Genomic DNA, 23516 nt, shown 5'->3' with positions numbered 1-23516 from the left:
TCGTTCATGGCCCCGGGGCGTCGTGGGTGGTCCCGGGGCCACGGGCGCGCAGGGTGACCGGTCGAAGCGGGCTCAGTGGGTTTCGGGGCGTTGTTCGTGGCCCCGGGGCGTCGTGGGTGGCCCCGGGGCCACGGGTGGGCAGGGGGGGCAACCGGTCAGAGTGGATTGTGCGATCCGTTCATGCGAGAACGGCGGGGCGCGGCGCGTCAGCGCGCCGCGCGGCACTCGCTCGGTGAGAAGCCGAACGCCGTCTTGAACGTGCGGCTGAAGTGCGCGGCATCCGGGAACCCCCACCGCGCACCGATCGCCGACACCGACTGACCGGCGAGCAGCGGGTCGGTCAGGTCGCGGCGGCAGCGTTCGAGCCGACGCGAGCGGATGAGCGCGGCCACCGTCGTGTCACGACCCTGGAAAAGGGTGTGCAGGTGTCGCGTCGAGATGTAGTGCGCCGCGGCGATCGCGCCGGGGGCGAGATCGGCCGAGTCGAGGTGGGAGTCGATGTACTCCTCGACCCGGCGGCGCAGTCCCGCGTGCGGGTCGGTCGCGTCGACGCCGCTGCCGAGCTCGTGCGCGTAGACGGTGGCCAGCAGGTCGAGGGCGGTGTGTACGAGGCGCGACCCGGAAGGGCTCGCGACCTGGTCGAGGTGCGTGCCGAGCTGCGCGAGGAACGGCGCGACGACCCCGCCGAGCCCTCCGTCGCCGGCGATGCGCACCGCGGTGAGCTGCGCCAAGGCCGACGAGGGCAGGGGCAGCGCGCTGGGGGCGAACATCGTGACGATCGTGCGGAAGTCGCCGCTGAAAGCCAGCGTGTACGGCCGCGACGTGTCGTACACGGCGAAGTCGCCGGGGCGCAGCAGCGCTTCGCGGCCGTCCTGGATGAGAAGGCCCGAGCCCGCGAGCATGAGGCTCATCTTCACGGCCGGGCCGTCGGCGCGGGCGATGAGGTCGGGCGTGCGCTCGACCACGTGCGCCGAGGCGGCGACGGTCGAGACATGGATGCCGTCGGCCGAGGCCGCGCGGATGCTCCCGCGGAAGTGGTCGGGGTCGGCGGCGGTGACGTGCAGCGGCACGAAACTGTCGTCGACGGCGGCGCGGAAGGCAGCCAGGTCGGCGGCGTGGATGGCGGTGACACCCGATCCGGGTCGGGTCATGACGATCGACATGGGAGACCTCCTCGTTTCCCTTGACCTTCGGCTCCCGCATCATTTTTATCCGACGCTTGTAGAGCCAAAGTTTCCCGAATATTACCTCTCTGTATCGGCTGCCGCGAGTGCTTTCTCAGCGGAGCATGTCGACGAGGGCGTCGACCGTCGCTCGCATGCGCTGCTCGCGCGCCGTCTCGGGCAGCAGGATGCCGTTGGCCTGCATCCCGTTCACCGCGTGCAGGATCGCATCGCTCACGGCCTGCACATCGAGGCCGTCGCGCACCTCGCCCTGGGCCTGCGCCTCGGCGACCATCTCGGCGAACGCCTGCTGCCACTCGCGCATGAGATCGCGGAACATCGTCGCCAACGCGGGGTCGGCGGCGGCGTACTCGAGGAAGGCGATGACGATGCGCGCCTCGAGAGCGCGCTCCTCGTCGATGGGCGCGGCCTCGAGCAGAAAGGCCCGCAGTGCGGCGAGCCCCGTCGCCCCCGACGCGGCGCGATGCGCGGCGACGCGCGCATTGGTCGCGGCGAACACATGGGCGAACGCCGCCGTGAGGATCGCGCTCTTGTCGGGGAAATAGTGCGTCACGCTGCCGTTGGCCAGGCCCAGCTCGCGCGCGAGCTCGCGCATGGTCGTGGCCTCGATGCCGCGCTCGGCGATCAGGCGCCAGGTCGCCAGCACGATCTCGTGTCGGCGGGCCTCGTGGTCGACCAGTCGGGGCACGCGCGTCCTCTTTCCTCGTGTCCGGATGCCGGGAGGGATCGGCTCGACCGGCTCACCCTATCCGGCGGGTCGGGGGCGGCCGGCCTGAGCTGTCGTAACCCCAGCGATTCGCGCATCCTCCGCGGCATCCGGGGCCTCCGGGCTGAGGTCGTGCGGATCGCCGAGGTTCTGCGGCGCACCGGCACCCGCGGGGCGCAACCTCAACGATTCGCGCATCCTCCGCGGCATCCGGGGTCTCCGGGCTGAGGTTGTGCGGATCGCCGAGGTTCTGCGGCGCCCGTCAGTGCCCGCAGCTGCAGGCCGCCCCGCCCCCGCAGCATCCGTCGCCGCCGCCCGCGTGCGCCTGCGACGACTCGGGCAGATCAAGCGCCGGGTTGCGGTCGAGGAAGCCGTAGGGCTTGAGCCAGAATCCGGCGTAGTCGACGGGCATGATCGGCCAGTCCTCGGGCCGTGGCACGTGGGTCAGGCCGAACGTGTGCCACAGCACGAGATCGGCGCCGTCGATCGAGCGATCGTCGGCGGTGTAGGCCGGAAGCCCCGCGCCACCCGCGTGAGCATTGGGGTAGCGACCGGCGGGCCAGCGTTCGTCGGGGTCGTACGCGGTGCCCCACAGGTGCTTGGTCGCGAAGGCCGCGCGTGCGGCGACCGTCGAGGCCGGATCCGCCATCAGCAGAGCCGTCGGCTCGGGGATAAGGTGGTACGCGGTGGGCTTGCCGACGTAGTTGGTGCGGGTGGTCGACTGCACCTCCCACACGCGGGCGACCGAGGTGTCGGCCTCGCGCTGCGCCTCCTGCTCGGTACGCAGCGGCGTGTGCGACCAGGTGAAGGCGTTGCCGAACGGATTGTCGTCACCCATCGGGATGCGCTCGGCGTCCACCTCGAACAGGCGGTTCTCGTCGCCGTCGACCGCCATGTCGAGCCGCGCCGAGAAGAGGTGCTGGTGCACCGGTGCGAACACGCCGGGCGCGATCTCGGGGGCGTGCCGGTTGGTCGAGCCGGGCTCGCCGCCGCCGACGAACACGATGCCGGTGGCCTTGGCCTCGACCTGGATCGACCCGTCGAGGTAGAAGTACCAGAAGAAGCCGTAGTCGTAGTTGCCGATCGTGGCGAAGTACGACACCACCAGGCGCCGCGAACGACGCACGTGCGAGCCGACCGGGCCGGGCTCGGTGTGCTTCCACAGCACGCCGTAGTCCTCCTCGTGCATGCAGACCGCGTTGGGGATGCGCATCGCGTGACCGTGGTCGTCGGCGACGTGGCCGTCGAAGTAGTGGATGACGCCGAGGCAGTCGCACCCGAGCTCGAGGTGGTTGGCGTTCTTGCCGAGCAGGTACTCGCCGGCGTCGAAGTAGCTGATCCAGAAGCGGGTGTTGCTGGTGTCGCCGTAGGGCACAACCATCTCGGGCACGCTCGCGCGCGAGAGCACGGGGCGGTCGTCGAAGCGCACGTCGTGCAGCACGAGTCCTTCGCGGGCGTTGAAGTCGACGCGCAGCGACCAGTTCTCCCACTGCACGTGCGAGCCGGTGACCGCGAAGCTCGGCCCCTCGGGCTGGGTGATCTCGATCGGCCTCAGCGTCGTGCGCGCGGGTCCGGTCGCCGCGGGGTCGTATCGGCCGCTGCCGGAGGGCACGGGCACGTCGCCCTCGTCCTCGATGCCGATCACCCGGTTCGCGGTGAGGTCGATGTGCACGATCAGGCCCTCGACGGGGTGCGCCCACGCGATGTCGTCCTCGCTGTCGCGGAGGAAGGTGAGCGAGCGGATGACGCGGCGCCCGACCTCGTTCTCCCGCCCGACGAACCCCGGGGCGAGCGGTGTGCAGAACGCCAGGTCGATGCGGTCGGCGAGCCCGCGACGCTCCATCGCGGCCTGCCACTCGGGCGAGGCCTTGACCAGTTCGGCGGCGCGCTCGTACTCCTCGAACAGGTACTGCGGCTGCCCGTAGGGCGCGGTGTCGGACACGTACCGACGGCTGCTCACCACGTCGCCCGCGGTGATCGCGACGATCGCCTCGGTCACCTCCCCGGTCGCGGTGTCGAGCAGGGTGACGTCGGCGCGACGGTCGAGGGGGTCTCCCGGATGCCACGCGGCCACGGCCGTCTTCTCGGGTTCGGCGGGCAGCAGCATGGGCACCCGCACGGTCTCTCCGAGCAGTCCCGCCGCGACCAGGATGTCGCGCGTGCGCTCGATCTCCCCCGCGCTCAGCGGGTCGAGGGGATGTGTCGCCGGCCGGGCGCCCGTCGCGGGCTCGAGGTCGGGGTTCTCCATCGCCTGGTCGACGGTGGGGTGAGCGTGTTCGTGCATGTGTGTCTCCTCCACCGTCCACCCTCGTCGCCCGGGATCGAGCGGGGTTGTCTGCGCGTGCACGGCCGATGTCAGCGCGTGCGTGGCCCGTCTGGCCGTGAGACTGCACCTCGCTGACGAGCCCGTTGCAGCCTGACACGCAGATGTCAGCGAGTTGCAGTCTCGGCGGAATGCGTGTCGGGCAGGGCCGGGGCGCAGCGCGGGGGACAGCGCGACGCGCGTCCGATCTACAGCGCCCCCCGGATCGCGGATGCCGCGGCCTCGAGCCGCGTGGCGATCGCGGCGTCGTCGAGGTCGGTCGACACGTGCACGGCGGCCACCGCCGCGGGCTCGCGGCCCTGCACCGCGAGGGGGACCGCCACCGCGCGGAGCGTCGGGATCACCTCGTCGTGACTGCGCGCCCAGCCGCGGTCTGCGGCATCCGCCACCTCCGACGCCAGCCGGGCGTCGACCTCGTCGGGCCACCGCCGCGGAGGGAGCTGCGCGAGGATCGCGCGACCGGGAGCACCTCGGGTGACCGGATGCCGCGACCCGGGCCGCTGCGCCACCGCGGTCACCGTGTGCCGGGGTTCGACGCTCGCGAGGGTCACGCATTCGTCGTGGTCGAGCACGACGAGGAAGCACGTCATGCCGAGGTCGTTGGCGGCCGCGGTGAGCTCGGGCAGGGCCTCGGCCTGCAGGTCGGCGGCGACGCCCGCGGCCAGGGCGGCCAGGCCCGTGCCGAGGCGCACGGCCCCCGCGGCGTCACGGGTGACGAGGCCGTGGTCTTCGAGCGTGCGCAGCAGGCGATAGGCGACCGAGCGGTGCAGGTCGACGCGCCCCGCGAGCTCGTCGATCGTGAGCGGCGTGCGGGCGTCGGCGAGCACCTCGAGCAGCCGGATGCCGCGACTCAGCGTCTGCGAAGCGGGGGCGGAGTCTTGCCGTGGCGTCATGGCTCGGCTAACCTCTCGTTCGATAGCGGAACGCTGCGTTCGAATATAGAACACACCGTCTCGCGGGGCAACCTCGACATCGACGTCAGGAGAAACGATGCAGTTCCACCACCACGGCTACGTCTCGGGCGATCCGCGCGTGCAGAACGCCGCGGGCACCGGCCTCGACCGACCCGAGCGCCTGCCCGACGAGGTCGACGTGCTCATCGTGGGCTCCGGACCCGCCGGCATGCTGCTGGCCGCGCAGATGTCGCAGTTCCCCCAGCTCACCACGCGCCTCATCGAGAAGCGCGGGGGGCGTTTGCCGCTGGGTCAGGCCGACGGCATCCAGCCCCGCAGCGTCGAGACGTTCCAGGCGTTCGGCTTCGCCGACCGCATCACCGCCGAGGCCTACAACATCGGCTGGATGAACTTCTGGGCTCCGAACCCCGAGGCCCCCGACGAGATCGTGCGCACCACCCGCACCGAGGACTACGGCTTCAAGATCAGCGAGTTCCCGCACCTCATCGTCAATCAGGCGCGCGTGCTCGACTACTTCGCCGAGGCCGCCGCCGACGGCCCGGCGCGCATCCGCCCCGACTACGGCGTCGAGTTCCTCGGACTCACGGTCGGCGAGGGGGAGTACCCCGTCGAGGTGCGCGTGCGCACCGCCGAGGGCGAGCGCACGATTCACGCGAAATACGTCGCCGGATGCGACGGTGCCCGCAGCGGCGTGCGCCAGGCGATCGGCCGCATCCACGTCGGCGCCGCGGCCCGGCACGCGTGGGGCGTGATGGACGTGCTCGTCGAGACCGACTTCCCCGACTGGCGCATCAAGTGCGCGATCAACGCGGCGGCGGGCAACATCCTGCACATCCCGCGCGAGGGGGGCTACCTCAGCCGCATGTACATCGACCTCGGCGAGGTCGCGGCCGATGACGACCACCGCGTGCGGCAGACCCCGATCGACGAGGTGATCCGCCGGGCCAACGAGATCCTGCACCCGTACTCGATCGACGTGAAGCAGGTCGCGTGGCACAGCGTGTACGAGGTGGGGCACCGGGTGACCGACCAGTTCGTCGACGACCTCGACAGCCCTCGGGTCTTCCTCACCGGCGATGCCTGCCACACCCACAGCGCCAAGGCCGGGCAGGGCATGAACGTCTCGATGCAGGACGGCTTCAACCTCGGCTGGAAGCTCGGGCACGTGCTCACCGGCCTGGCCTCCGCCGACCTCCTGCGCACCTACGACGATGAGCGTCGCCCCGTCGCCCAGCAGCTGATCGACTTCGACCGCGAGTGGTCGTCGCTCATGGCGCGCAAGCCCGGCGAGATCACCGACCCCGCGGAGCTGTCGACCTACTACCTGGCCACGGCCGAGTTCCCCTCGGGCTTCATGACGCACTACGGCCCCTCGGCGATCACCGCCGACGCGCCCGCTCAGGAGCTGGCATCCGGATTCCCCGTCGGCAAGCGCTTCAAGAGCGTCGAGGTCGTGCGGGTGTGCGACGGCAACCCCGTGCACCTCGGTCACCACGCGCGCGCGGACGGTCGCTGGCGCGTGTACGTCTTCGCGGATGCCGAGGGCTCGGCACTGCGGGAGTGGGCCACGGCGGCGCGCGAGATCGTCGAGCGTCTCACCCCCGCGGGGGCCGACCTCGACGCGGTGTTCGACGTGAAGGCGGTGTACCCGGGGCGCTGGGAAGACGTGGTCGACGTGCCGGATCTGTTCCGGCCGCGCTCGGGCCCGCTCGGCCTGACCGACTGGGAGAAGGTCTTCGCCGCCGCGCCCTCCGCCTGGACGAGCGCCGACATCTTCGCCGAGCGCGGGATCGCCGCCGAAGGAGCCGTCGTGGTCGTGCGCCCCGATCAGTACGTCGCTCACGTGCTGCCGCTGACCGACCCGGCCGGGCTCGAGCGCTTCTTCGCCGGGGTGATGGCGCAGCCGGCGGAGGCGGTCGCGCACTGACGGCACGGGAACGTGCGCCGGGGACGGCTGGCCACGACGGCGAGCACGCCAACCCCGTTGTACGCAACGTATATCGGCGCACCCCCGTGTGCTGACGAGAATGGGCGGGACACCCCCGCATCGATCCAGGAGGATTCATGACCGATTCGCGCGAGAGCGAGCTGCTGGCATCCGTACCCACCGGCCTGCTGATCAACGGGGAGTGGCGCGCCGCCACGGGCGGCAAAACCGTCGACGTCAACGACCCCTCCACGGGTGAGGTCATCCACCAGATCGCCGACGCGACCGTCGACGACGGCATCGCGGCGATGGATGCCGCGGCCGACGCGTTCCCGTCGTGGGCCGCGACCCCCTCGCGCGAGCGCGCCGAGATCCTCCGTCGTGCGTTCGACCTGCTGCAGGAGCGCAAGGAAGACATCGCGCTGCTCATGACCCTCGAGATGGGCAAGCCCCTCGCCGAGGCGCGCGGAGAGGTCGGCTACGGCGGGGAGTTCCTCCGCTGGTTCAGCGAGGTCACCGCGCACACCCAGGGCCGCTACGGCGCCAACCCCGAGGGCACCGGTCGCATGATCGTGTCGCAGCACCCCGTGGGCCCGTGCTACCTCATCACCCCGTGGAACTTCCCCCTCGCGATGGCCACGCGCAAGATCGCGCCCGCGCTCGCCGCCGGCTGCACGGTCGTCATCAAGCCCGCGACCCTGACGCCGCTCACGACGCTGTTCTTCGCGCAGATCCTGCAGGACGCAGGCCTCCCCGCCGGTGTCGTCAACGTCGTGACCACCACCCACACCGGTCCGGTCTCCGAGCGCATCATCTCCGACCCGCGCCTGCGCAAGCTCTCGTTCACGGGTTCGACCCCGGTCGGCGTGAAGCTGCTGCAGCAGGCCGCGCCCGGCGTGCTGCGCACCTCGATGGAGCTCGGCGGCAACGCCCCGTTCGTCGTGTTCGACGACGCCGACCTCGACAAGGCGGTCGAGGGGGCGATGCTCGCAAAGTTCCGCAACATCGGTCAGGCCTGCACCGCCGCCAACCGCTTCATCGTGCAGCGCGGCGTCGTCGAGGAGTTCACCCGCCGAGTCACCGAGCGCGTGCAGGGCATGAAGATCGGCCGCGGCACCGAAGAGGGCGTGCAGATCGGACCCCTCATCGACGACCGCGCCGTCGACAAGGCCAAGACCCTCGTGGGTGACGCCGTCGAGCGCGGCGCGACCGTCACCGTGGGCGGCTCGCCCATCGATGGTCCCGGCACGTTCTTCGAGCCCACGGTCGTCTCCGACGTGCAGCCGGGCAGCGACATCCTCCGCGAGGAGATCTTCGGACCCGTGCTCGCGATCATCCCCTTCGACGACGAAGACGACGCCGTGCGCCTCGCCAACGACACCGAGTACGGCCTTGTCTCGTACGTCTTCACCGAGTCGCTCGCGCGCGGTCAGCGCATGATCGACAAGCTCGAGACCGGAATGATGGGCCTCAACGTCGGCGTCGTCTCCAACGCCGCGGCCCCCTTCGGCGGGTGGAAGCAGTCGGGCCTCGGCCGCGAGGGCGGCGACGAGGGCATCCACGAGTACCTGCAGACCAAGTACACGCTGACGGCGAACCCCTACGCCTGACCGGCTGAGCCCAGAACACCGGATGCCACGACCCTGGCGCCCCACGAGGGCCCGGGGTCGTGGCATCCGTCGTTCCGTCCGCATCCCCGCGACACAACGCAGGAGATCCCGTTCTCCGGCGGCCCATCTGGTCCGTTGGGAGGCTTCGTCGCGCGGAACTCCTGTGTCATGTTGGGGCAGGCGGAGGACGCCACAGCTCCCCGTTGCTCGGCGCGCCGGGGCGGCGCCGTCCGCGGCACTCGCCGTTCCACGACACGAAGCAGGAGATCCCGTTCTGCGGTCGCCTATCCGACCCCCTGGGCGACCTCGCCGACCGCACGTCCTGCGTTGTGTCGCAGGAGGGGGCGGATGCCGACGTCCCCGGCCGACCCGGCGTCAGCCGTTCGCGTGCCGGTCGAGGAAGGCGAACACCTCCGCGTCGTCGACACCGGGGAACATGCCGCGGGGGAGGGGCGAGAACATGTGCCGGTGCACGCGCGCGCTCGGCCAGGCCTTGCCCTGCCAGCGCTCCGCCGCCTCGGTGTCGGGGCGGCGGCAGCACGATTCGTCGGGGCAGTGCGACACACCCCGCGTCGAGGTCTCGCGTCCGCGGAACCACCGCGCGTCGTCGAACGGCACGCCCACGGTGATCGAGAAATCGCCGTCGCTGGTGATGCCCGTCTGGGTCGAGCACCAGAACGTGCCGGCGGGGGTGTCGGTGTACTGGTAGTGCTCGGTGGTGCGGTTGTGCTCGTCGAACGCCGACCGCGCCGAGAACTTCTTGCACACGACCTGGCCCTCGACGGACCCGGTGACGTCGGTGGGAAGCGGGAGTCCGTCGTTCTCGTACACGCGCGAGATCGCGCCGTCGCCGTCGACGCGCAAGAAGTGCAGATGGATGCCGAGGTGCGTCGTCATCAGATTGGTCATGCGCATCGCGGCTGCCTCGTGGGTCACCCCGAAGGCGTCGCGGAAGTCTTCGACGGCGAGGTTGCGGTCTTTCTTCGCCTGCGCGAGGAAGGCCACCGAGCTCGTCTCGGGCATGAGGCAGCACGCGGCGAAGTAGTTGATCTCGAGGCGCTGCTGCAGGAAGTCGGCGTAATCGGTGGGCGGGCGGTGCCCGAGCAGGCGGTGCGCCATCGCCTGCAGGGCCATCGAGCGCAGGCCGTGGCCGCCCGGGATCGAGGCCGGCGGCAGGTAGATGCGCCCGTTCTCGAGGTCGGTGACCGAGCGGGCCGAGTGCGGCAGGTCGCTGACGTAGAGCAGCTCGAAGCCCAGCTGCTCGGCCATGATGCTCACCGTGCGGTGGGTGAGGGCGCCGGTCGAGTGCCCGGCGGCCTTGAGCTGCTTCTCGGCGAGGCGCTCGATCTCGGGCAGGTGATTGGCGATCTCGCGCATGCGCAGGCGCAGCTCGGTGTTGGCGCGGCGGGCTTCTTCGGGGCTCGCGATCGTGGCGCGTTCACGGCGCTGCAGCTCGCGGTGAAGGCCGAGCACGGCTTCGATCGTGTCGTCGCTCGTGCCCTTGGTGACCTTGACCGGCGGGATGCCGAGCTGACGGAAGAACGGAGAGGTCTGGGCCTTCTCGAGCTCGATCTCGAGCGCCGCCCGCCGGTTCGGGGGTTCGCGCGAGAGCAGCTCGGTGACCTCGGTTTCGGTCGCTCGCGCGATCTCCTGCAGCAGCGAGAGCTTGGGTTCGCGCTTGCCGTTTTCGATGAGGCTCAGCTGGCTGCCGGCCACTCCGACCAGGGCACCGAGCTCGTCGAGGGTGTAGCCCCGCGCGAGGCGATGGTGCCGGATGCGATGACCCAGGGTCGTGAGTTCGAAGGTGGACGCCATTCCTTGACCATAGCGAAAGAATGCCGTTTCTTACAGGTCGGAATCTCTTTAAGACCGTGTTCTGCACCCGCACCATGGAGGAACGACACCGATATTCGCTCTCAACCGAGGAGAACGACATGGCACTCGCCGACTTCCTGGCCCCCCGCTCCACCGGCCGCGCCGCTGCGGCCCCCACCGCCCCCGCCCGTTCCGGCTACGGCGTGCGCCCGGCCGTCGACGGTCCCGGCCTCGCCGCCCTCACCGCCTGGGTCGACCAGGTCGCCGCTCTCACCCAGCCCGACCGCATCCACTGGGTCGACGGCTCGGCCGCTGAGAACGACGCCCTCCTTCGCGAGATGGTCGACGAGGGCAAGCTCATCAAGCTCAATCCCGAGTGGCGCCCCGGCTCGTACCTCGCCCGCTCGCACCCCGGCGACGTCGCCCGGCTCGAGTCGCGCACCTACATCGCCTCGAACCGCGAAGAAGACGCCGGCCCCACGAACAACTGGATCGCGCCCGCCGAGATCCGCGAGACGCTGAACGGCGTCTTCGAGGGCTCGATGCGCGGCCGCACCATGTACGTCGTGCCGTTCTCGATGGGCGCGGTCGGCGGCCCGCTCAGCCACATCGGCGTGCAGATCACCGACAGCGCCTACGCCGTGGCATCCATCGGGGTCATGACGCGCGTGGGCACGGCGGTGCTCGAGCAGATCGCGCAGGGCGCCCCGTGGGTCAAGACCGTCCACTCCGTCGGCGCCCCGCTCGCGCCGGGCGAGGCCGACGTCACGTGGCCGTGCAACGACGAGAAGTACATCGTGCACTTCCCCGACACGCTCGAGGTGTGGTCGTTCGGCTCGGGATACGGCGGCAACGCGATCCTCGCGAAGAAGTGCTTCGCGCTGCGCATCGCCTCGGTCATCGGCCGTGACGAGGGCTGGCTGGCCGAGCACATGCTGCTCATCCGCGTCATCGACCCGAAGGGCAAGGCGTACCACGTCGCGGCGGCCTTCCCGTCGGCGTGCGGCAAGACGAACCTCGCGATGCTGCGCCCCACGATCCCCGGCTGGCGCGTCGAGACGCTCGGCGACGACATCACCTGGATCCGTCCCGGCGAAGACGGGCGCCTGTGGGCCATCAACCCCGAGGCCGGCTTCTTCGGCGTCGCCCCTGGCACCGGTGAGTCGACCAACGTCACGGCGATCGAGACGCTGTGGGGCAACACGATCTTCACCAACGTCGCGCTGCGCCCCGACGGCGACGTGTGGTGGGAGGGTCTGACCGACGAGGCGCCCCCGCACCTCACCGACTGGGAGGGCAAGGCCTGGACGCCCGCGTCGGGCCGCCCTGCCGCGCACCCCAACTCGCGTTTCACCGTCGGTGCCGCGCAGTGCCCGCAGATCGCCGAGGACTGGGAGGCCCCCGAAGGCGTCCCCCTCGACGTCATCCTGTTCGGTGGCCGCCGCGCGACCAACGTCCCGCTGGTCGTCGAGGCGACCGACTGGTCGCACGGCGTGTTCATCGGCTCGACGGTCTCGAGCGAGAAGACCGCCGCGCAGGAGGGCACCGTCGGAGAGCTGCGCCGCGACCCCTTCGCGATGCTGCCCTTCTGCGGGTACAACATGGGCGACTACTTCGGCCACTGGCTGAAGGTCGGCCAGAAGCTCCGCTTCGACCGTGCTCCGCGCATCTTCCAGGTGAACTGGTTCCGCAAGGGCGACGACGGCCGTTTCCTCTGGCCCGGCTTCGGCGACAACGCCCGCGTGATCGACTGGATCATCCGACGTGTCGACGGACAGGTGGATGCCGTGGACAGCCCGATCGGCCGCCTCCCCAAGGTCGAAGACCTCGAGCTGTCGGGTCTCGACCTCCCCGCCGCCGACCTCGAGGAGCTGTTCTCGATCGACCGCGCGTCGTGGCTCGCCGAGGCCGACCTGACCGAGGAGTTCTACGACACCTTCGGTTCGCACCTGCCGGCCGCCCTGCGCGCCGAGCTCGCCGCGCTGCGCTACCGCCTGCAGCGCGCCTGAGACCGGCTCGCCCTCCGCGCCGTGTCGCGCGGACAGGGCGAGCCCTCGAATCGACGCCCCTCCCGTTCTTGGCGCGCGGGAGGGGCGTCGGTGTTTCCGCTCACGATGCGGTCGGCGACTTCTCCTTCTCGCCGGGGCTGTTGGGCGTCCAGCCGTACCAGCCGTCGGGCGTGGCGATCACCGACCATGCCCCGCACGCGAACACCCGGTCCTTCGCGTAGACGTCGGGGGCGTCGTCGATGTGCACGGTCGGGGCTGACTGCCTCTCCACCTCGACGCAGGTCGCGGTGTCGAGAGGGGAGCCGCTGCGCGCGATCGCTGCGGCGACCTCGCCGTCGCGCTTGGTCTTCACGACGATCCCGGTCGCGTCGGAGGGCAGCCACGGCACCGTCGTGTCGGCCCGGGCGGCGACGTCGGCGGCGTCGGTGTACTCCGTGGTGACCTCTTGCGACAGCGCCTGCTCGATGCCGGTGCAGCCGGCGAGCGAGAGGGTGAGGGCCCCGCCCGCGGCCACGGCCAGGGCGAACAGGAGCGGTGAGGTGCGGTGCGATGTCATGGTTCGATCGTGGCCGGGTGAGGTCGCCGGGTCGTCGTCCCCGGGGATGACGACCGTCCCTCTCGAGACGCATTTCACCCCGCCGCCCGTGCAGCGTCATCCCCGGGATGTACGACGAGACGACGTCAGGCCGATGCCGCCGGTCGGGGGTGATCCGTAGCGTCGCAGTCATGCAGCAGAATCCTTCCGACACCGCGCCGATGGCCGCGCGGGTGCAGAACCTCACGAAGACCTTCGGTACCGGCGAGTCGCGCGTCCACGCGCTCGACGACGTCACGATCGGCCTCCGCCGTGGCGAGTTCACCGCGATCATGGGACCGTCCGGCTCGGGCAAGTCCACTCTCATGCACGTCATGGCGGGACTGGATGCCGCGACCTCGGGCCGCGCATTCATCGGCGACACCGAGATCACCGGGCTCAGCGACCTCGACCTGACCGTGCTGCGCCGCTCGCGCGTCGGGTTCGTCTTCCAGTCGTTCAATCTCGTGCCGACGCTCGACGTGCTCGGCAACATCACGCTGCCGTTCGAGCTGGCCGGTCGGTCTCCCTCGCCCGAGACCCGACGCCGCATCGACGCGCTCGTCGAGTCGATGGGACTGGGCGGTCGTCTGCGTCACCGCCCGCACGAGCTCTCGGGCGGTCAGCAGCAGCGGGTCGCCATCGCGCGGGCCCTGGCGACGCAGCCCGACCTGATCTTCGCCGACGAGCCCACCGGCAACCTCGACTCCCGCACCGGCCGCGAGGTGCTGACGTTGCTGGCCGCGGCGAGCCGGGAGCACGGGCAGTCGATCGCGATGGTGACGCACGACCCCGTCGCCGCCTCCCACGCCGATCGGGTGATCTTCCTCGGCGACGGTCGCTTTGTCGCCGACACCCCGCGCCAGAGCGCCGAGGCGATCTCGGCCTACATGCTGTCGTCGGAGCTCAGAGCATGAGCGGCGTCGTCGAGCGGCCCGTCGGTGCGGCGCGCCCCCGCCGTCTGCCGCGTGCTCTGTCCCCGGCTCTGCCCCGCGCCCTGCCCCGTGCGCAACGCGGTCTCGGCGCGTCGGTCCTGGTCGCCGCCATCTCGAGCGGCTTCGGCACGCTGCTCATCGCCGCCACCGGTTTCATCGGCACGTGGTTGCTGGCGGCGCCTTACCTCGCGGGTCGCGAGAGCGTCGTCGCGGTCGTGGCGATCCTCAGCGCGCTGCTGGTCGGCGTGGCGATGTTCGTCGCGGCGATCGTCACCACCAACACCTTCGCGACGATCGTCGCCGGCCGGACGCGGCAGATCGCCCTGATGCGCCTGATCGGGGCCTCGGCGCGGTCGGAGCGCGTGCGGGTCGCGTGACAGGGTCTCGTGGTGGGGGCCATGGGAGCGGTCGTGGGGCTGATCGGCGGGACAGCGGTCGCCGCCGCCCTGCTGCCGGTGGCGCGCACCGCGTGGGGGATCGACGTCGACTACGCCCTCCTGCAGCCGGTACTTATCGCTCCCGCCGTCATCGTGACCCTCACGACGTGGGCCGCCGCCTGGGTCGGTTCGCGCCGGGTGCTCGAGGTGACGCCCCTGCAGGCGATCTCGGGGGCGACCGAGCGCAATCGGAGCGAGGCCGTCGGCGGTCGCGGTCGCCGCATCTTCGCGGGAACCCTCTTCTTCGGCGGCACGCTGGTGCTGGCCGCGGGGATCGCCCTGGGCCTTCTCTCACCCCTCGGCGTCGTCGTGGCGTTCTTGGGCGGCATCTTCTCGTTCACGGGACTGAGCCTCGGCGCGACCGTGGTCATGCCGCCCCTGCTCCGCGTGACCGGACGTCTCTTCGGTCGGTCGGCCGAGGCGCGCCTGGCGGCGGAGAACGCGCTGCGCTACCCCGAGCGCTCGAGTCGCATGGCGATCGGCGTCGTGATGGGAGTCACGCTCGTGACGATGTTCGCGGTCGCCTCGCAGTCGGCCCGTGACCTTCTCGTTCGATCGGGCGGCGGCGAGCCGCCGGAGGAACTGCTCGCGCTCATGGACACCTTCGCCACGATCATGATGTCGCTCGTCGCCGTGTCGGCCGTCATCGCCGCCGTCGGCCTGGTGAACCTCCTCACGCTCGGGGTGATCCAGCGCCGCCGGGAGCTCGGTCTGCTGCGCACGCTCGGCTTCGCCGCCCCGCAGATCCGGCACATGGTGCTGCTCGAGGCCGCCCACCTCACCGTGACCTCGGTGGCGCTCGGGCTCGTGCTCGGCGTGATCTACGGCTGGGCGGGAGCGCAGTCGCTGCTCGGGTCGGTCGGCGTCCCGCCGGAGTTCTCGTCGCCGACGTTCCTGCGGCCGAGCATCCCGTGGGCGACCGTGGGGATCGTCGCGGTGGCCACCGCACTGCTCACCGCCGTCGCCGCCGTCGCTCCCACGCGCCTGGCCACGGCGGTGTCGCCGATCGACGCCCTCTCGGGCGACTGATCCGCCGCGCCGGGCGCCACGCGGGCCGGCCGACCCACTGCGACCGCGAGACGGCATCCGGCTGACAACTCGGCGTCGAGCTGCAACGGACTCGTCAGCGAGATGCAGTCTCGCGTTCGGAGTGAGGCTCGTGCCCGCCCCGGGCCCACCGCCCGCCCCGCGCCGATCAGACCAGCAGCTGGTGCTTCGCCAAGTCGCGGTAGAGGGGAGTGGATGCCACGAGCTCGCTGTGCGTGCCCCGACCCACGACCCGGCCCTTGTCGAGCACCACGATGAGATCGCTGTCGACGACCGTCGACAGGCGGTGCGCGATGACGAGCAGGGTGCGGTCGGTCGCGACGGCGTCGATCGCCTCGCGCATGCGCTGCTCGTTGACGCCGTCGAGCGAGGAGGTCGATTCGTCGAGCAGCAGCACCGGGGGAGCGGCCAGCAGTGCGCGGGCGATCGCGAGGCGCTGGCGTTCTCCGCCCGAGAGCATGACGCCGTCTTCGCCCACGGGAGCGTCGACACCGAGCGGGCTGCGCTCGAGCACGTCGCCGAGGTTGACCGCGCGCAGCACCCGCTCGCAGTCGGCGTCGGATGCCGCCGGCGAGGCGAGTCGCAGGTTGTCGGCGATCGTGCCGGCCAGGGTCGGCGCATCCTGCTCGACGTAGCCGAAGCGGGCGCGCAGGTCGTCGCGGGAGAGGTCGCGCGCGTCGACGCCGTCGACGAGGATCGCCCCGCCCGTCGGGTCGTAGAAGCGCTCGATGAGGGCGAGGATCGTACTCTTGCCCGCGCCCGAGGGGCCGACCAGGGCGACGCGCGACCCGCGCGGCACCTCGAACGACACTCCCCGCAGCACGTCGCGGTCGTCGTCGACCTCGGCGGCCGTCTCGTCGGCCACGCGCTCGAGGTGCGCCTGCTCGAGCACCGAGCGGGCCTCGGCGGCGGCGGCCTCGCGCGCCTTCACGACGTTGTCGGGATAGCGGAAGTGCACGTCGCGGAACGTCAGGGCCGCGGCATCCGGAACAGCCGCAGGCGACGAGGGACGGTCGGCGTCGTCTTCGAGGGGGAGGTCGAGCACCTCTTGGATGCGCCCCAGCGCGCCCAGCGCCTGATTGACCGAGGTGATGGCGCCGATCGCCGAGGCCAGGGGCTGCACGAGCAGGAACAGGAAGATCACGAAGGTGACGAGCGAGGCGACGTCGATGGCGCCGGATGCCACGCGGTATCCGCCGACGCCGAGCACGACCAGCAGCGACACCTGCAGGGCGACGAAGGCGATCGGCACGATGAGCGCCGACACCCGCGCAATGCGCACGCCCGCGGCATAGGCGGCCGTGGCGTTCTCAGTCACCGCCGCGATCTCGCGCTCGGTCGCGCCCGACGCGCGGATCGTGCGGATCGAGCCGACGGCGCGCTCGACGCCCGATGACAGTTCGCCGACCTTGGCCTGCTGATCGGCGGACGCCGCGCGGATCCGCGTGCTCAACAGCACGACCACCGCGAGCGACGCGCCCACGACCACCACGATGAGCCCCAGCAGCAGCGGGTCGATGAAGGCCATCGCGATGACCGCGCCGACGAGGATGAGGGCGTTGCCCACGGCATCCGCGAAGCCCTGGGTGAGCACCGCGTACAGCAGGGTCGTGTCGGTGCCCACGCGCGAGACGAGATCGCCCGTGCGACGCGCGTCGAACTCGCTGATGGGCAGGCGCAGGATGCGCGCGATGAGTCGCCGCCGGCTCGAGAACACCACCGCGGTGCCGGTGCGCTGCAGGAGATAGTGCTGGAAGCCCGAGATGACCGACGACAGCACGACGAAGCCCACCAGCAGCCACACCAGGGCACCGAGGGGGATGCTGGCCTGCACGCGCGAGATGACCTCGCCGACGAGCAGCGGCTGCGCGAGGGTCGCGGCGGCGCCGAGCACGCTGAGAACGGCGACCACGACGAGCGTGCGCTTGTGCTCGAGCAGGAACGGGACCAGCTGACGGAACGACGCGCGCGGGCCTTCGGGCGCGCGGCGGCCGCGCCGACCACGCGCGGGAGCGGGAAACGACATGCTCACCTCGGGAAAGGAATGGGGTGCTTCGACCGTACCCCGCACCACCGACACCGCCGGTCGGTCCGCTCGACGGCGTGCACAACTCCGGAGAATTCATCGACTCACCGCGATGCGAGCAGTCCGGGCTCCCCGCGCAGCCGCGGATCTCCGGAGTTGGGCCCGCACGACGACGAAGCCCGGTGAGAACGACGGATGCCACGAGGCCTGGGCCCCGTGGCATCCGGTGTCCGATGCGAACGCGTGGTTACGGCGCGGTCGCTCCGGCGGCGATGTTGTCGTCGTAGTCGACGTCCTTCGTCTCGGGCGAGAGCACGAGGGCGATCAGCGTCAGCACGCCCATGACCGAGAGATACACGCCCACGAGCCACGGGTTGCCGTCGCCGGCGGCCCACAGCGCGACCGCGACGATCGGCGCGAGGGCCGCGCCCAGGATCGACGAGACGTTGTACGAGATCGCCGACCCGGTGTAGCGGGTGTTGGTCGGGAAAAGCTCCGGCAGCACCGCGCCCATCGGGCCGAAGGTCGCGCCCATGAGCAGGAAGCCCAGCACCAGGAAGGCCTGCACCAGCGCTCCGGTGAACTTGGGATCGGCCGCGGGCAACAGGAACACCGAGAACAGCAGACCGAACACGATGATCGCGATGGTCACGCCGATCAGCAGACGCTTACGGCCGATCGCGTCGGCGACGGGGCCGGAGAGCATCGTGAACACACCGAAGAACACCACGCCGATGATCTGCATGATCACGAAGTCGGTGTAGCCGAAGCCGAGGCCGGGCACGTAGGCGGCGGCGTCGAACGCGGTGCCGGCCTTCTCGGCCGCAGCGGCGGCTCCCTCGGCGGTGGGCTTGGTGCCGTACGACAGCGTGAAGCTCGTCATCAGATAGAACAGCACGTAGGTCGCCAGCATGATGAACGTGCCGAGGATCAGCTGCTTCCAGTTGCGGCGGAGCACCTCACCCAGCGGGAACTTGCGGATCGCGCCGCTCTTCTCGGCCTTCGCGAACGACTCGCTCTCGACCAGCTTGAGGCGCACGTAGAGGCCGACGATGACCATGATCGCCGAGAACAGGAACGGCACGCGCCAGCCCCAGGTGAGGAACTCCTCGGAGCGCTGAGCCGTGCCGTCGGGGTGCGGCAGGGCGAAGTTGATCACGAGGAACACCGTGTTGGCGATGATGAAGCCGATCGGGGCGCCCAGCTGCGGGAACGTGCCGAACAGGGCGCGCTTTCCCTTCGGGGCGTTCTCGGTGGCGACCAGCGCCGCGCCCGACCACTCGCCGCCGAGGGCGAAGCCCTGCGCGAGGCGCATGATCAGCAGCAGCACCGCGGCCCAGACGCCGATCTCGTTGAAGGTCGGCAGGCAGCCGATGAGGAAGGTCGCGACACCCATCGTGAGAAGGGATGCCACGAGGGTGGCCTTGCGGCCGAAGCGGTCGCCGAAATGGCCGAACACGACGGCACCGAGGGGGCGCGCGACCATCGCGGCGCCGAAGACGCTGAACGACAGCAGCAGCGAGGTGGTCTCGTTGCCGGTGGGGAAGAAGAGCACCGGGAACACGAGCACGGCCGCCGTGGCGTACGCGTAGAAGTCGTAGAACTCGATCGTGGTGCCGATGAGGCTCGCGGTGATGACGCGCGAGCGCGGGTTGGCCGGTGCGGCCGGGGTCGAGCGAGTGGAGGGGGATGACGTGGTCATGACTGCCTGACGGGAAGGGTCTTCAATCGCGTCCGGGGTGGGGCGCAGCGGTGGCGCGCAGCGGTCACGGGGGTGGTGGTGAGAGAGCGCACGGGCGGAGGCACCGGCGACGTCCCCGAGTGAGGGGCGTCTAGACCCTCCAGTCTATGCGCGCGCTGAGCGCGCCCCCGACGCGCGCGGTCAGCGCCAGATGACGGCGAGACCGGCGTTGAGCAGGGCCCCGACCCGCGTGCGGTCCCTGAGCTTGTCGAAGGGCCCGCCTCCGACCCGCGCCCGCCCCGACCCGCGGACCCCCGGTGGCTTCGACATGCTCAGCCACCTCCCTCCCCCTGACCCGCACGCCCCCGGTGGCTTCGACAGGCTCAGCCACCTCCCGCCGGCCCGCGAACGCGAACGGGCCCGGCGACCGCAGAGGTCGCCGGGCCCGTCGTGAAGAACGCGTCAGCCGCGCAGGTCGCGCAAAACGAGGGCGGTGCGGATCGCGGCATCCGCGGCCTCTTCGCCCTTGTCCTCCTTGGAGCCCTCGAGGCCCGCACGGTCGAGGCCCTGCTGCTCGTCGTCCAGCGTGAGCACGCCGAAGCCGACGGGCTTTCCGGCGTCGAGGGCCACGCGGGTCAGGCCGTCGGTGGCCGCCGACGAGACGAACTCAAAGTGCGGCGTTCCGCCCCGGATGATCACGCCCAGGGCCACCACGGCATCCGCCCCGCCCTCGAAGGCCGCGCGGGCGGCGACGGGCAGCTCGAACGAGCCGGGGACCCGCACGACGCGGTAGGTCGCGCCGGTCGCGTCGAGCACGCGCTTCGCGCCCGCGATCAGACCGTTCGTGATGACCTCGTGCCACGTTCCCGCGACCACGACGACGTTCAGACCCGACGCGTCGACGCCGCCGGTCTCGGGTGCTCCACTGCCGGCCATCAGGCGCTCTCTTCCTTCATGTGCGCGAGGGCGTCGCGCAGGTCGTCCTCGGCGATGATGTGACCCATGCGGTCGCGCTTCGTCTCGAGGTACTGGTGGTTGTTGGGGCCGACGCCCACGAGCAGCGGAACCTGCTCGACGACGTCGAGGCCGAAGCCGCGCAGCTGCGCGACCTTGTCGGTGTTGTTCGTCAGCAGGCGCACCTTCTCGACGCCGAGGTCGGTCAGGATGCCGGCGGCGGCGGCGTAGTCGCGCGCATCGGCGGGCAGGCCGAGGGCGAGGTTGGCGTCGACGGTGTCCATGCCGCGCTCCTGCAGGTTGTAGGCGCGCAGCTTGTTGATCAGGCCGATGCCGCGACCCTCGTGTCCGCGCATGTAGATCACGATGCCGCCATCGCGGTCGATCGTGTCGAGGGCCGCCTCGAGCTGCGGACCGCACTCGCACTTGAGCGAACCGAAGGCCTCACCCGTCAGGCACTCGGAGTGCACCCGCACGAGCGGGGCCTCATCCGAGAGGTCGCCCGACACGACGGCGAGGTGGTCGGTGCCGGTGATGCGGTCCTTGTACGCGAGGAAGCGGAAGGTGCCGTGCGAGGTGGGCACGTTCGACTCGGCGCGCAGGCTCACCCGGCGGCGCGCGGGGGCGGTCGCGGGCAGCGGGTCGGTCTCGTTGAGGTAGCCGATGAGCTGCTCGATCGTGATGACCGGGATGCCGTCGCGCTCGCCGAGCTCGAAGAGTCCGGGCAGGCGCATCATGCTGCCGTCTTCGGCGACGACCTCGGCGATCGCGCCGACGGGTTCGAGTCCCGCGAGGCGCATGAGGTCGACCGCGGCCTCGGTGTGGCCCGCGCGCTCGCGCACGCCGCCGTCGACGGCGCGCAGCGGCAGCACGTGTCCGGGGCGGATGAGGCTGGTCGGAACCGACGCGGGGTCGGAGAGCACGTTGAGGGTTCGCGCGCGGTCGGCGGCGCTGATGCCGGTGGTGACCCCGGATGCCGCGTCGACGCTGACCGTGTACGCGGTGCCGCGGGCGTCCTGGTTGACCTCGACCATGGGAGGCAGGTCGAGGCGATCGGCCCATTCGCCGGGCATGGGGGCGCAGACGTATCCGCTGGACCACCGCACGGTCCAGGCGAGCCACTCGGGGGTCGCGAGCTGCGCCGAGATGATGACGTCGCCCTCGTTCTCGCGGTTCTCGTCGTCGGCGACCAGGATGGGTCGACCCTGACGCAGGGCCTCCAGGGCCTCGGGGATGGTGGACAGGCTCATCGGGAGCCCCTCTCGGTCTGTGCGGCGGTCGCCGCGGGATTCTCTGTCGTGCGGAAGGCGAGCATGCGCTGGACATGACGGGCCAGAATGTCGGTTTCGAGGTTCACGGGCGTGCCGGCTTCGGCGCGGCCCAGGGTCGTGGCCTCGAGCGTTTCGGGGATCAGCGAGACCTCGAGCCACGGCTCGGGCTCGGAGGCGTCGCTCACGGCACTGACGGTGAGCGAGACGCCGTCGATCGCGATCGATCCCTTGTCGACCACGAGAGGGGCGAGGTGGGCCGGGATGCCGACGCGCACGACGCTCCACTGCGCACCGGGTCGCACCTCGCGCACCACGCCGGTGCCGTCGATGTGGCCCTGCACGATGTGCCCGCCCAGGCGGCCGTGCGCGGCTGTCGCTCGCTCGAGGTTGACCGGGAGGCCCGGGGCGACGCCCGCGAGCGTCGACATGTCGAGGGTCTGCTTCATCACGTCGGCGGTGAACCAGTCGTCGCCCTGGTCGACGACAGTGAGGCACACGCCGCTCACCGAGATCGAGTCGCCGTGACCGGCGTCCGACACCGACAGGGGGGCGCGCAGGGTCAGGCGCACGCCGTCGCCCGAGGGCTCGACGGCCGTGACGGCGCCGATCTCTTCGACGATTCCGGTGAACATCAGGCGTCTCCTTCGTTCTCGCCCGCGGTCGCGGGCACAGTCTCGGTTCTTCGGGGTGTGGTCGCGGCCGGGCGGGCGACGATCAGCAGATCGTCGCCGAGGGGGGTGACGGATGCCATTGACAGGCGCTTCGCCGCGTCGATGCTCGGCACGCCCACATCCCCCAGAGCGAGGCGTGAGCCACCGAGCAGCACGGGCGCGACGTAGACGAGCAGCTCGTCGGCGAGGCCCTCGCGCACGAACGCGCTCGCCAGCGTCGGCCCGCCCTCGACGAACACGCGCTGCACGCCCTGCTCGGCGAGGTCGGCGAGCACCGCGTGCAGGTCGCGCGTCGCATAGAACAGGGGGTCGCGCGGGTGGCGGCGCACCGCGGCATCCGGAGCCGTCTCGCTCTCGCCGATGATGACGGGCATCGGCTGGTCCTCAAGGAGCGTCCCGTCGTCCGCTCGCGCGGTCAGCGCGGGGTCGTCGGAGCGCACGGTGCCCGTGCCGGCGACGATCGCGTCGGCCTGCGCACGGCGCGCGTGCACGTCGCGTCGGGCGTCGGGTCCGGTGATCCACTGGCTCGTGCCGTCGTCGGCGGCGGCGCGACCGTCGAGGCTCTGCGCCCACTTGACCGTGACGTGCGGGCGGCCGGTGCGCTGCAGGTGCGTCCAGTCGGCGACGAGCGCCGCGGCGGCATCCGCCTCGGGTCCCGACTCGACGTCGACGCCGGCTGCGCGCAGGCGATCGGCGCCGCCGGCTGCGGCGTCGGTGGGGTCGTCGAGCGCGAAGACCACGCGCGCGACCCCCGCCTCGATGAGCGCGACGGCGCAGGGACCGGTGCGACCGGTGTGATTGCACGGCTCGAGGGTCACGACGGCGGTGGTGCCGCGGGCCGCGCCGGGGGCGAGCTGCGAGAGCGCGTCGACCTCGGCGTGGGCGGTGCCGGCTCCGCGGTGGAAGCCTTCGGCGAGGATCACGCCCTCGGGCGAGAGGATCACGGCTCCGACCTGCGGGTTGAGCCCGCGCGGGCCGCGCCGGGCGAGCTGCAGCGCTCGCCGCATGGCGTCGATCTCGACGGCGGATGCCATTTCCCTGTCCTTCCCGCGGAATCGGGGCAGGGCCAGCGGGAAGGCGCGTCGCGCCATCCGTGCTGCCTCCTATCCGGACTAGCGAGGGCTGACCCTCGCATCACCGTCGGTCCCGGAATTCCACCGGATCGGCCCCACCGCCTGAGCGGAGGGGTTCGCGGACTATCACCGCCGGTTCGGATTCTCACCGACCCCGGAGCACGTTTTTGCTCTTCGGAGTCTACTCAACGCCGCTCGGGCGGTTTCATTCCCCGTCATGGAGCGACGTTTGGTGGTGATCCCGTGACCGCTGGTCATCGGGGGCTCACCGCCTTCGGAGGACCTTCTCGTCGTGATCGGCGACGCATCGCGGGTGGCTTCACCCCTCTGCCGCGCGCCCCCTGCCTTGCGGACGACCG

The 23516-nt window shown here is 71.2% G+C and carries 19 protein-coding genes; 6 read left to right on the top strand and 13 right to left on the bottom strand.

All coding sequences use genetic code 11. The features are described from left to right. Positions 1 to 206: 206 nt before the first annotated feature. The 4 genes from M3667_RS02915 to M3667_RS02900 form a co-directional block, all read right to left on the bottom strand. Positions 207 to 1163 carry a helix-turn-helix domain-containing protein gene (locus M3667_RS02915; RefSeq protein ID WP_251504692.1) on the bottom strand — a complete coding sequence of 319 codons (957 nt, stop codon included), beginning with the start codon at positions 1161 to 1163 and terminating at the stop codon, positions 207 to 209. A 115-nt stretch (positions 1164 to 1278) separates the two neighbouring features. Beyond that, positions 1279 to 1872, bottom strand: coding sequence for a TetR/AcrR family transcriptional regulator (locus M3667_RS02910; RefSeq protein WP_251504690.1), 594 nt, complete (start codon positions 1870 to 1872; stop codon positions 1279 to 1281). A 280-nt stretch (positions 1873 to 2152) separates the two neighbouring features. After that, complete coding sequence (locus tag M3667_RS02905; RefSeq protein WP_251504689.1) at positions 2153 to 4174, bottom strand: primary-amine oxidase; 2022 nt, start codon at positions 4172 to 4174, stop codon at positions 2153 to 2155. Between the two features lie 227 nt (positions 4175 to 4401). Beyond that, positions 4402 to 5106 (bottom strand): IclR family transcriptional regulator, encoded by a 705-nt coding sequence (locus tag M3667_RS02900; protein WP_251504687.1) that lies wholly within the window; start codon positions 5104 to 5106, stop codon positions 4402 to 4404. 97 nt (positions 5107 to 5203) lie between these two features. Here M3667_RS02900 and M3667_RS02895 point away from each other — a divergent pair, with 97 nt between their 5' ends. Then, positions 5204 to 7054, top strand: a complete 1851-nt coding sequence (locus tag M3667_RS02895) for an FAD-dependent monooxygenase (protein ID WP_251504685.1) — start codon at positions 5204 to 5206, stop codon at positions 7052 to 7054. A gap of 137 nt (positions 7055 to 7191) precedes the next feature. After that, entirely contained in the window at positions 7192 to 8664 is a 1473-nt protein-coding gene (locus M3667_RS02890) for an NAD-dependent succinate-semialdehyde dehydrogenase (protein ID WP_251504683.1), read from the top strand. A gap of 375 nt (positions 8665 to 9039) precedes the next feature. Here the strand turns inward: M3667_RS02890 and M3667_RS02885 are convergent, their stop codons facing one another. Beyond that, the gene (locus tag M3667_RS02885; protein ID WP_251504680.1) at positions 9040 to 10479 is read right to left on the bottom strand and encodes an XRE family transcriptional regulator; all 1440 of its coding nucleotides are present in this window, start codon (positions 10477 to 10479) and stop codon (positions 9040 to 9042) included. Positions 10480 to 10598: 119 nt separating this feature from the next. On the opposite strand from M3667_RS02885, the gene M3667_RS02880 reads away from it, so the two are divergent. Continuing rightward, complete coding sequence (locus M3667_RS02880) at positions 10599 to 12488, top strand: phosphoenolpyruvate carboxykinase (GTP) (protein WP_251504677.1); 1890 nt, start codon at positions 10599 to 10601, stop codon at positions 12486 to 12488. 100 nt (positions 12489 to 12588) lie between these two features. Here the strand turns inward: M3667_RS02880 and M3667_RS02875 are convergent, their stop codons facing one another. After that, on the bottom strand, positions 12589 to 13044 hold the full coding sequence (locus tag M3667_RS02875; protein WP_251504674.1) for a hypothetical protein: 456 nt from the start codon (positions 13042 to 13044) through the stop codon (positions 12589 to 12591). A 170-nt stretch (positions 13045 to 13214) separates the two neighbouring features. On the opposite strand from M3667_RS02875, the gene M3667_RS02870 reads away from it, so the two are divergent. The 3 genes from M3667_RS02870 to M3667_RS02860 are packed head-to-tail and all read left to right on the top strand — an operon-like array spanning position 13215 to position 15463. After that, a complete protein-coding gene (locus M3667_RS02870; protein WP_251504671.1) occupies positions 13215 to 13979 on the top strand; it encodes an ABC transporter ATP-binding protein in 765 nt (254 codons plus the stop codon). After that, positions 13976 to 14374 (top strand): hypothetical protein, encoded by a 399-nt coding sequence (locus M3667_RS02865; protein WP_251504668.1) that lies wholly within the window; start codon positions 13976 to 13978, stop codon positions 14372 to 14374. The genes M3667_RS02870 and M3667_RS02865 overlap by 4 nt, the downstream gene beginning before the upstream one ends. A 21-nt stretch (positions 14375 to 14395) precedes the next feature. Then, positions 14396 to 15463, top strand: coding sequence for an ABC transporter permease (locus M3667_RS02860; RefSeq protein WP_251505068.1), 1068 nt, complete (start codon positions 14396 to 14398; stop codon positions 15461 to 15463). A gap of 166 nt (positions 15464 to 15629) precedes the next feature. Here M3667_RS02860 and M3667_RS02855 read toward each other — a convergent pair whose 3' ends face one another. The 7 genes from M3667_RS02855 to ribD form a co-directional block, all read right to left on the bottom strand. Beyond that, positions 15630 to 17507 carry an ABC transporter ATP-binding protein gene (locus M3667_RS02855; RefSeq protein ID WP_251504664.1) on the bottom strand — a complete coding sequence of 626 codons (1878 nt, stop codon included), beginning with the start codon at positions 17505 to 17507 and terminating at the stop codon, positions 15630 to 15632. Between the two features lie 247 nt (positions 17508 to 17754). Continuing rightward, the gene (locus tag M3667_RS02850; RefSeq protein ID WP_251504661.1) at positions 17755 to 19209 is read right to left on the bottom strand and encodes an MFS transporter; all 1455 of its coding nucleotides are present in this window, start codon (positions 19207 to 19209) and stop codon (positions 17755 to 17757) included. 180 nt (positions 19210 to 19389) lie between these two features. Beyond that, entirely contained in the window at positions 19390 to 19518 is a 129-nt protein-coding gene (locus tag M3667_RS16705) for a hypothetical protein (RefSeq protein WP_285837337.1), read from the bottom strand. A gap of 132 nt (positions 19519 to 19650) precedes the next feature. Further along, a complete protein-coding gene (ribH, locus tag M3667_RS02845) occupies positions 19651 to 20124 on the bottom strand; it encodes a 6,7-dimethyl-8-ribityllumazine synthase (RefSeq protein WP_251504658.1) in 474 nt (157 codons plus the stop codon). Further along, positions 20124 to 21392 (bottom strand): GTP cyclohydrolase II, encoded by a 1269-nt coding sequence (ribA, locus tag M3667_RS02840; protein ID WP_144829050.1) that lies wholly within the window; start codon positions 21390 to 21392, stop codon positions 20124 to 20126. Before ribA ends, ribH begins: the two co-directional genes overlap by 1 nt. Beyond that, complete coding sequence (locus tag M3667_RS02835; protein ID WP_251504655.1) at positions 21389 to 22045, bottom strand: riboflavin synthase; 657 nt, start codon at positions 22043 to 22045, stop codon at positions 21389 to 21391. Before M3667_RS02835 ends, ribA begins: the two co-directional genes overlap by 4 nt. Then, a complete protein-coding gene (gene ribD / locus M3667_RS02830; RefSeq protein WP_251504650.1) occupies positions 22045 to 23118 on the bottom strand; it encodes a bifunctional diaminohydroxyphosphoribosylaminopyrimidine deaminase/5-amino-6-(5-phosphoribosylamino)uracil reductase RibD in 1074 nt (357 codons plus the stop codon). The genes M3667_RS02835 and ribD overlap by 1 nt, the downstream gene beginning before the upstream one ends. Between the last annotated feature and the right edge of the window lie 398 nt (positions 23119 to 23516).

Origin of the sequence: Microbacterium sp. P26 (genome assembly GCF_023712585.1) — a bacterium.
Lineage (GTDB): Bacteria > Actinomycetota > Actinomycetes > Actinomycetales > Microbacteriaceae > Microbacterium > Microbacterium algihabitans_A.
Note: the sequence above shows the minus strand (reverse complement) of the source record. Positions and strands in the feature narration are given on the sequence as shown.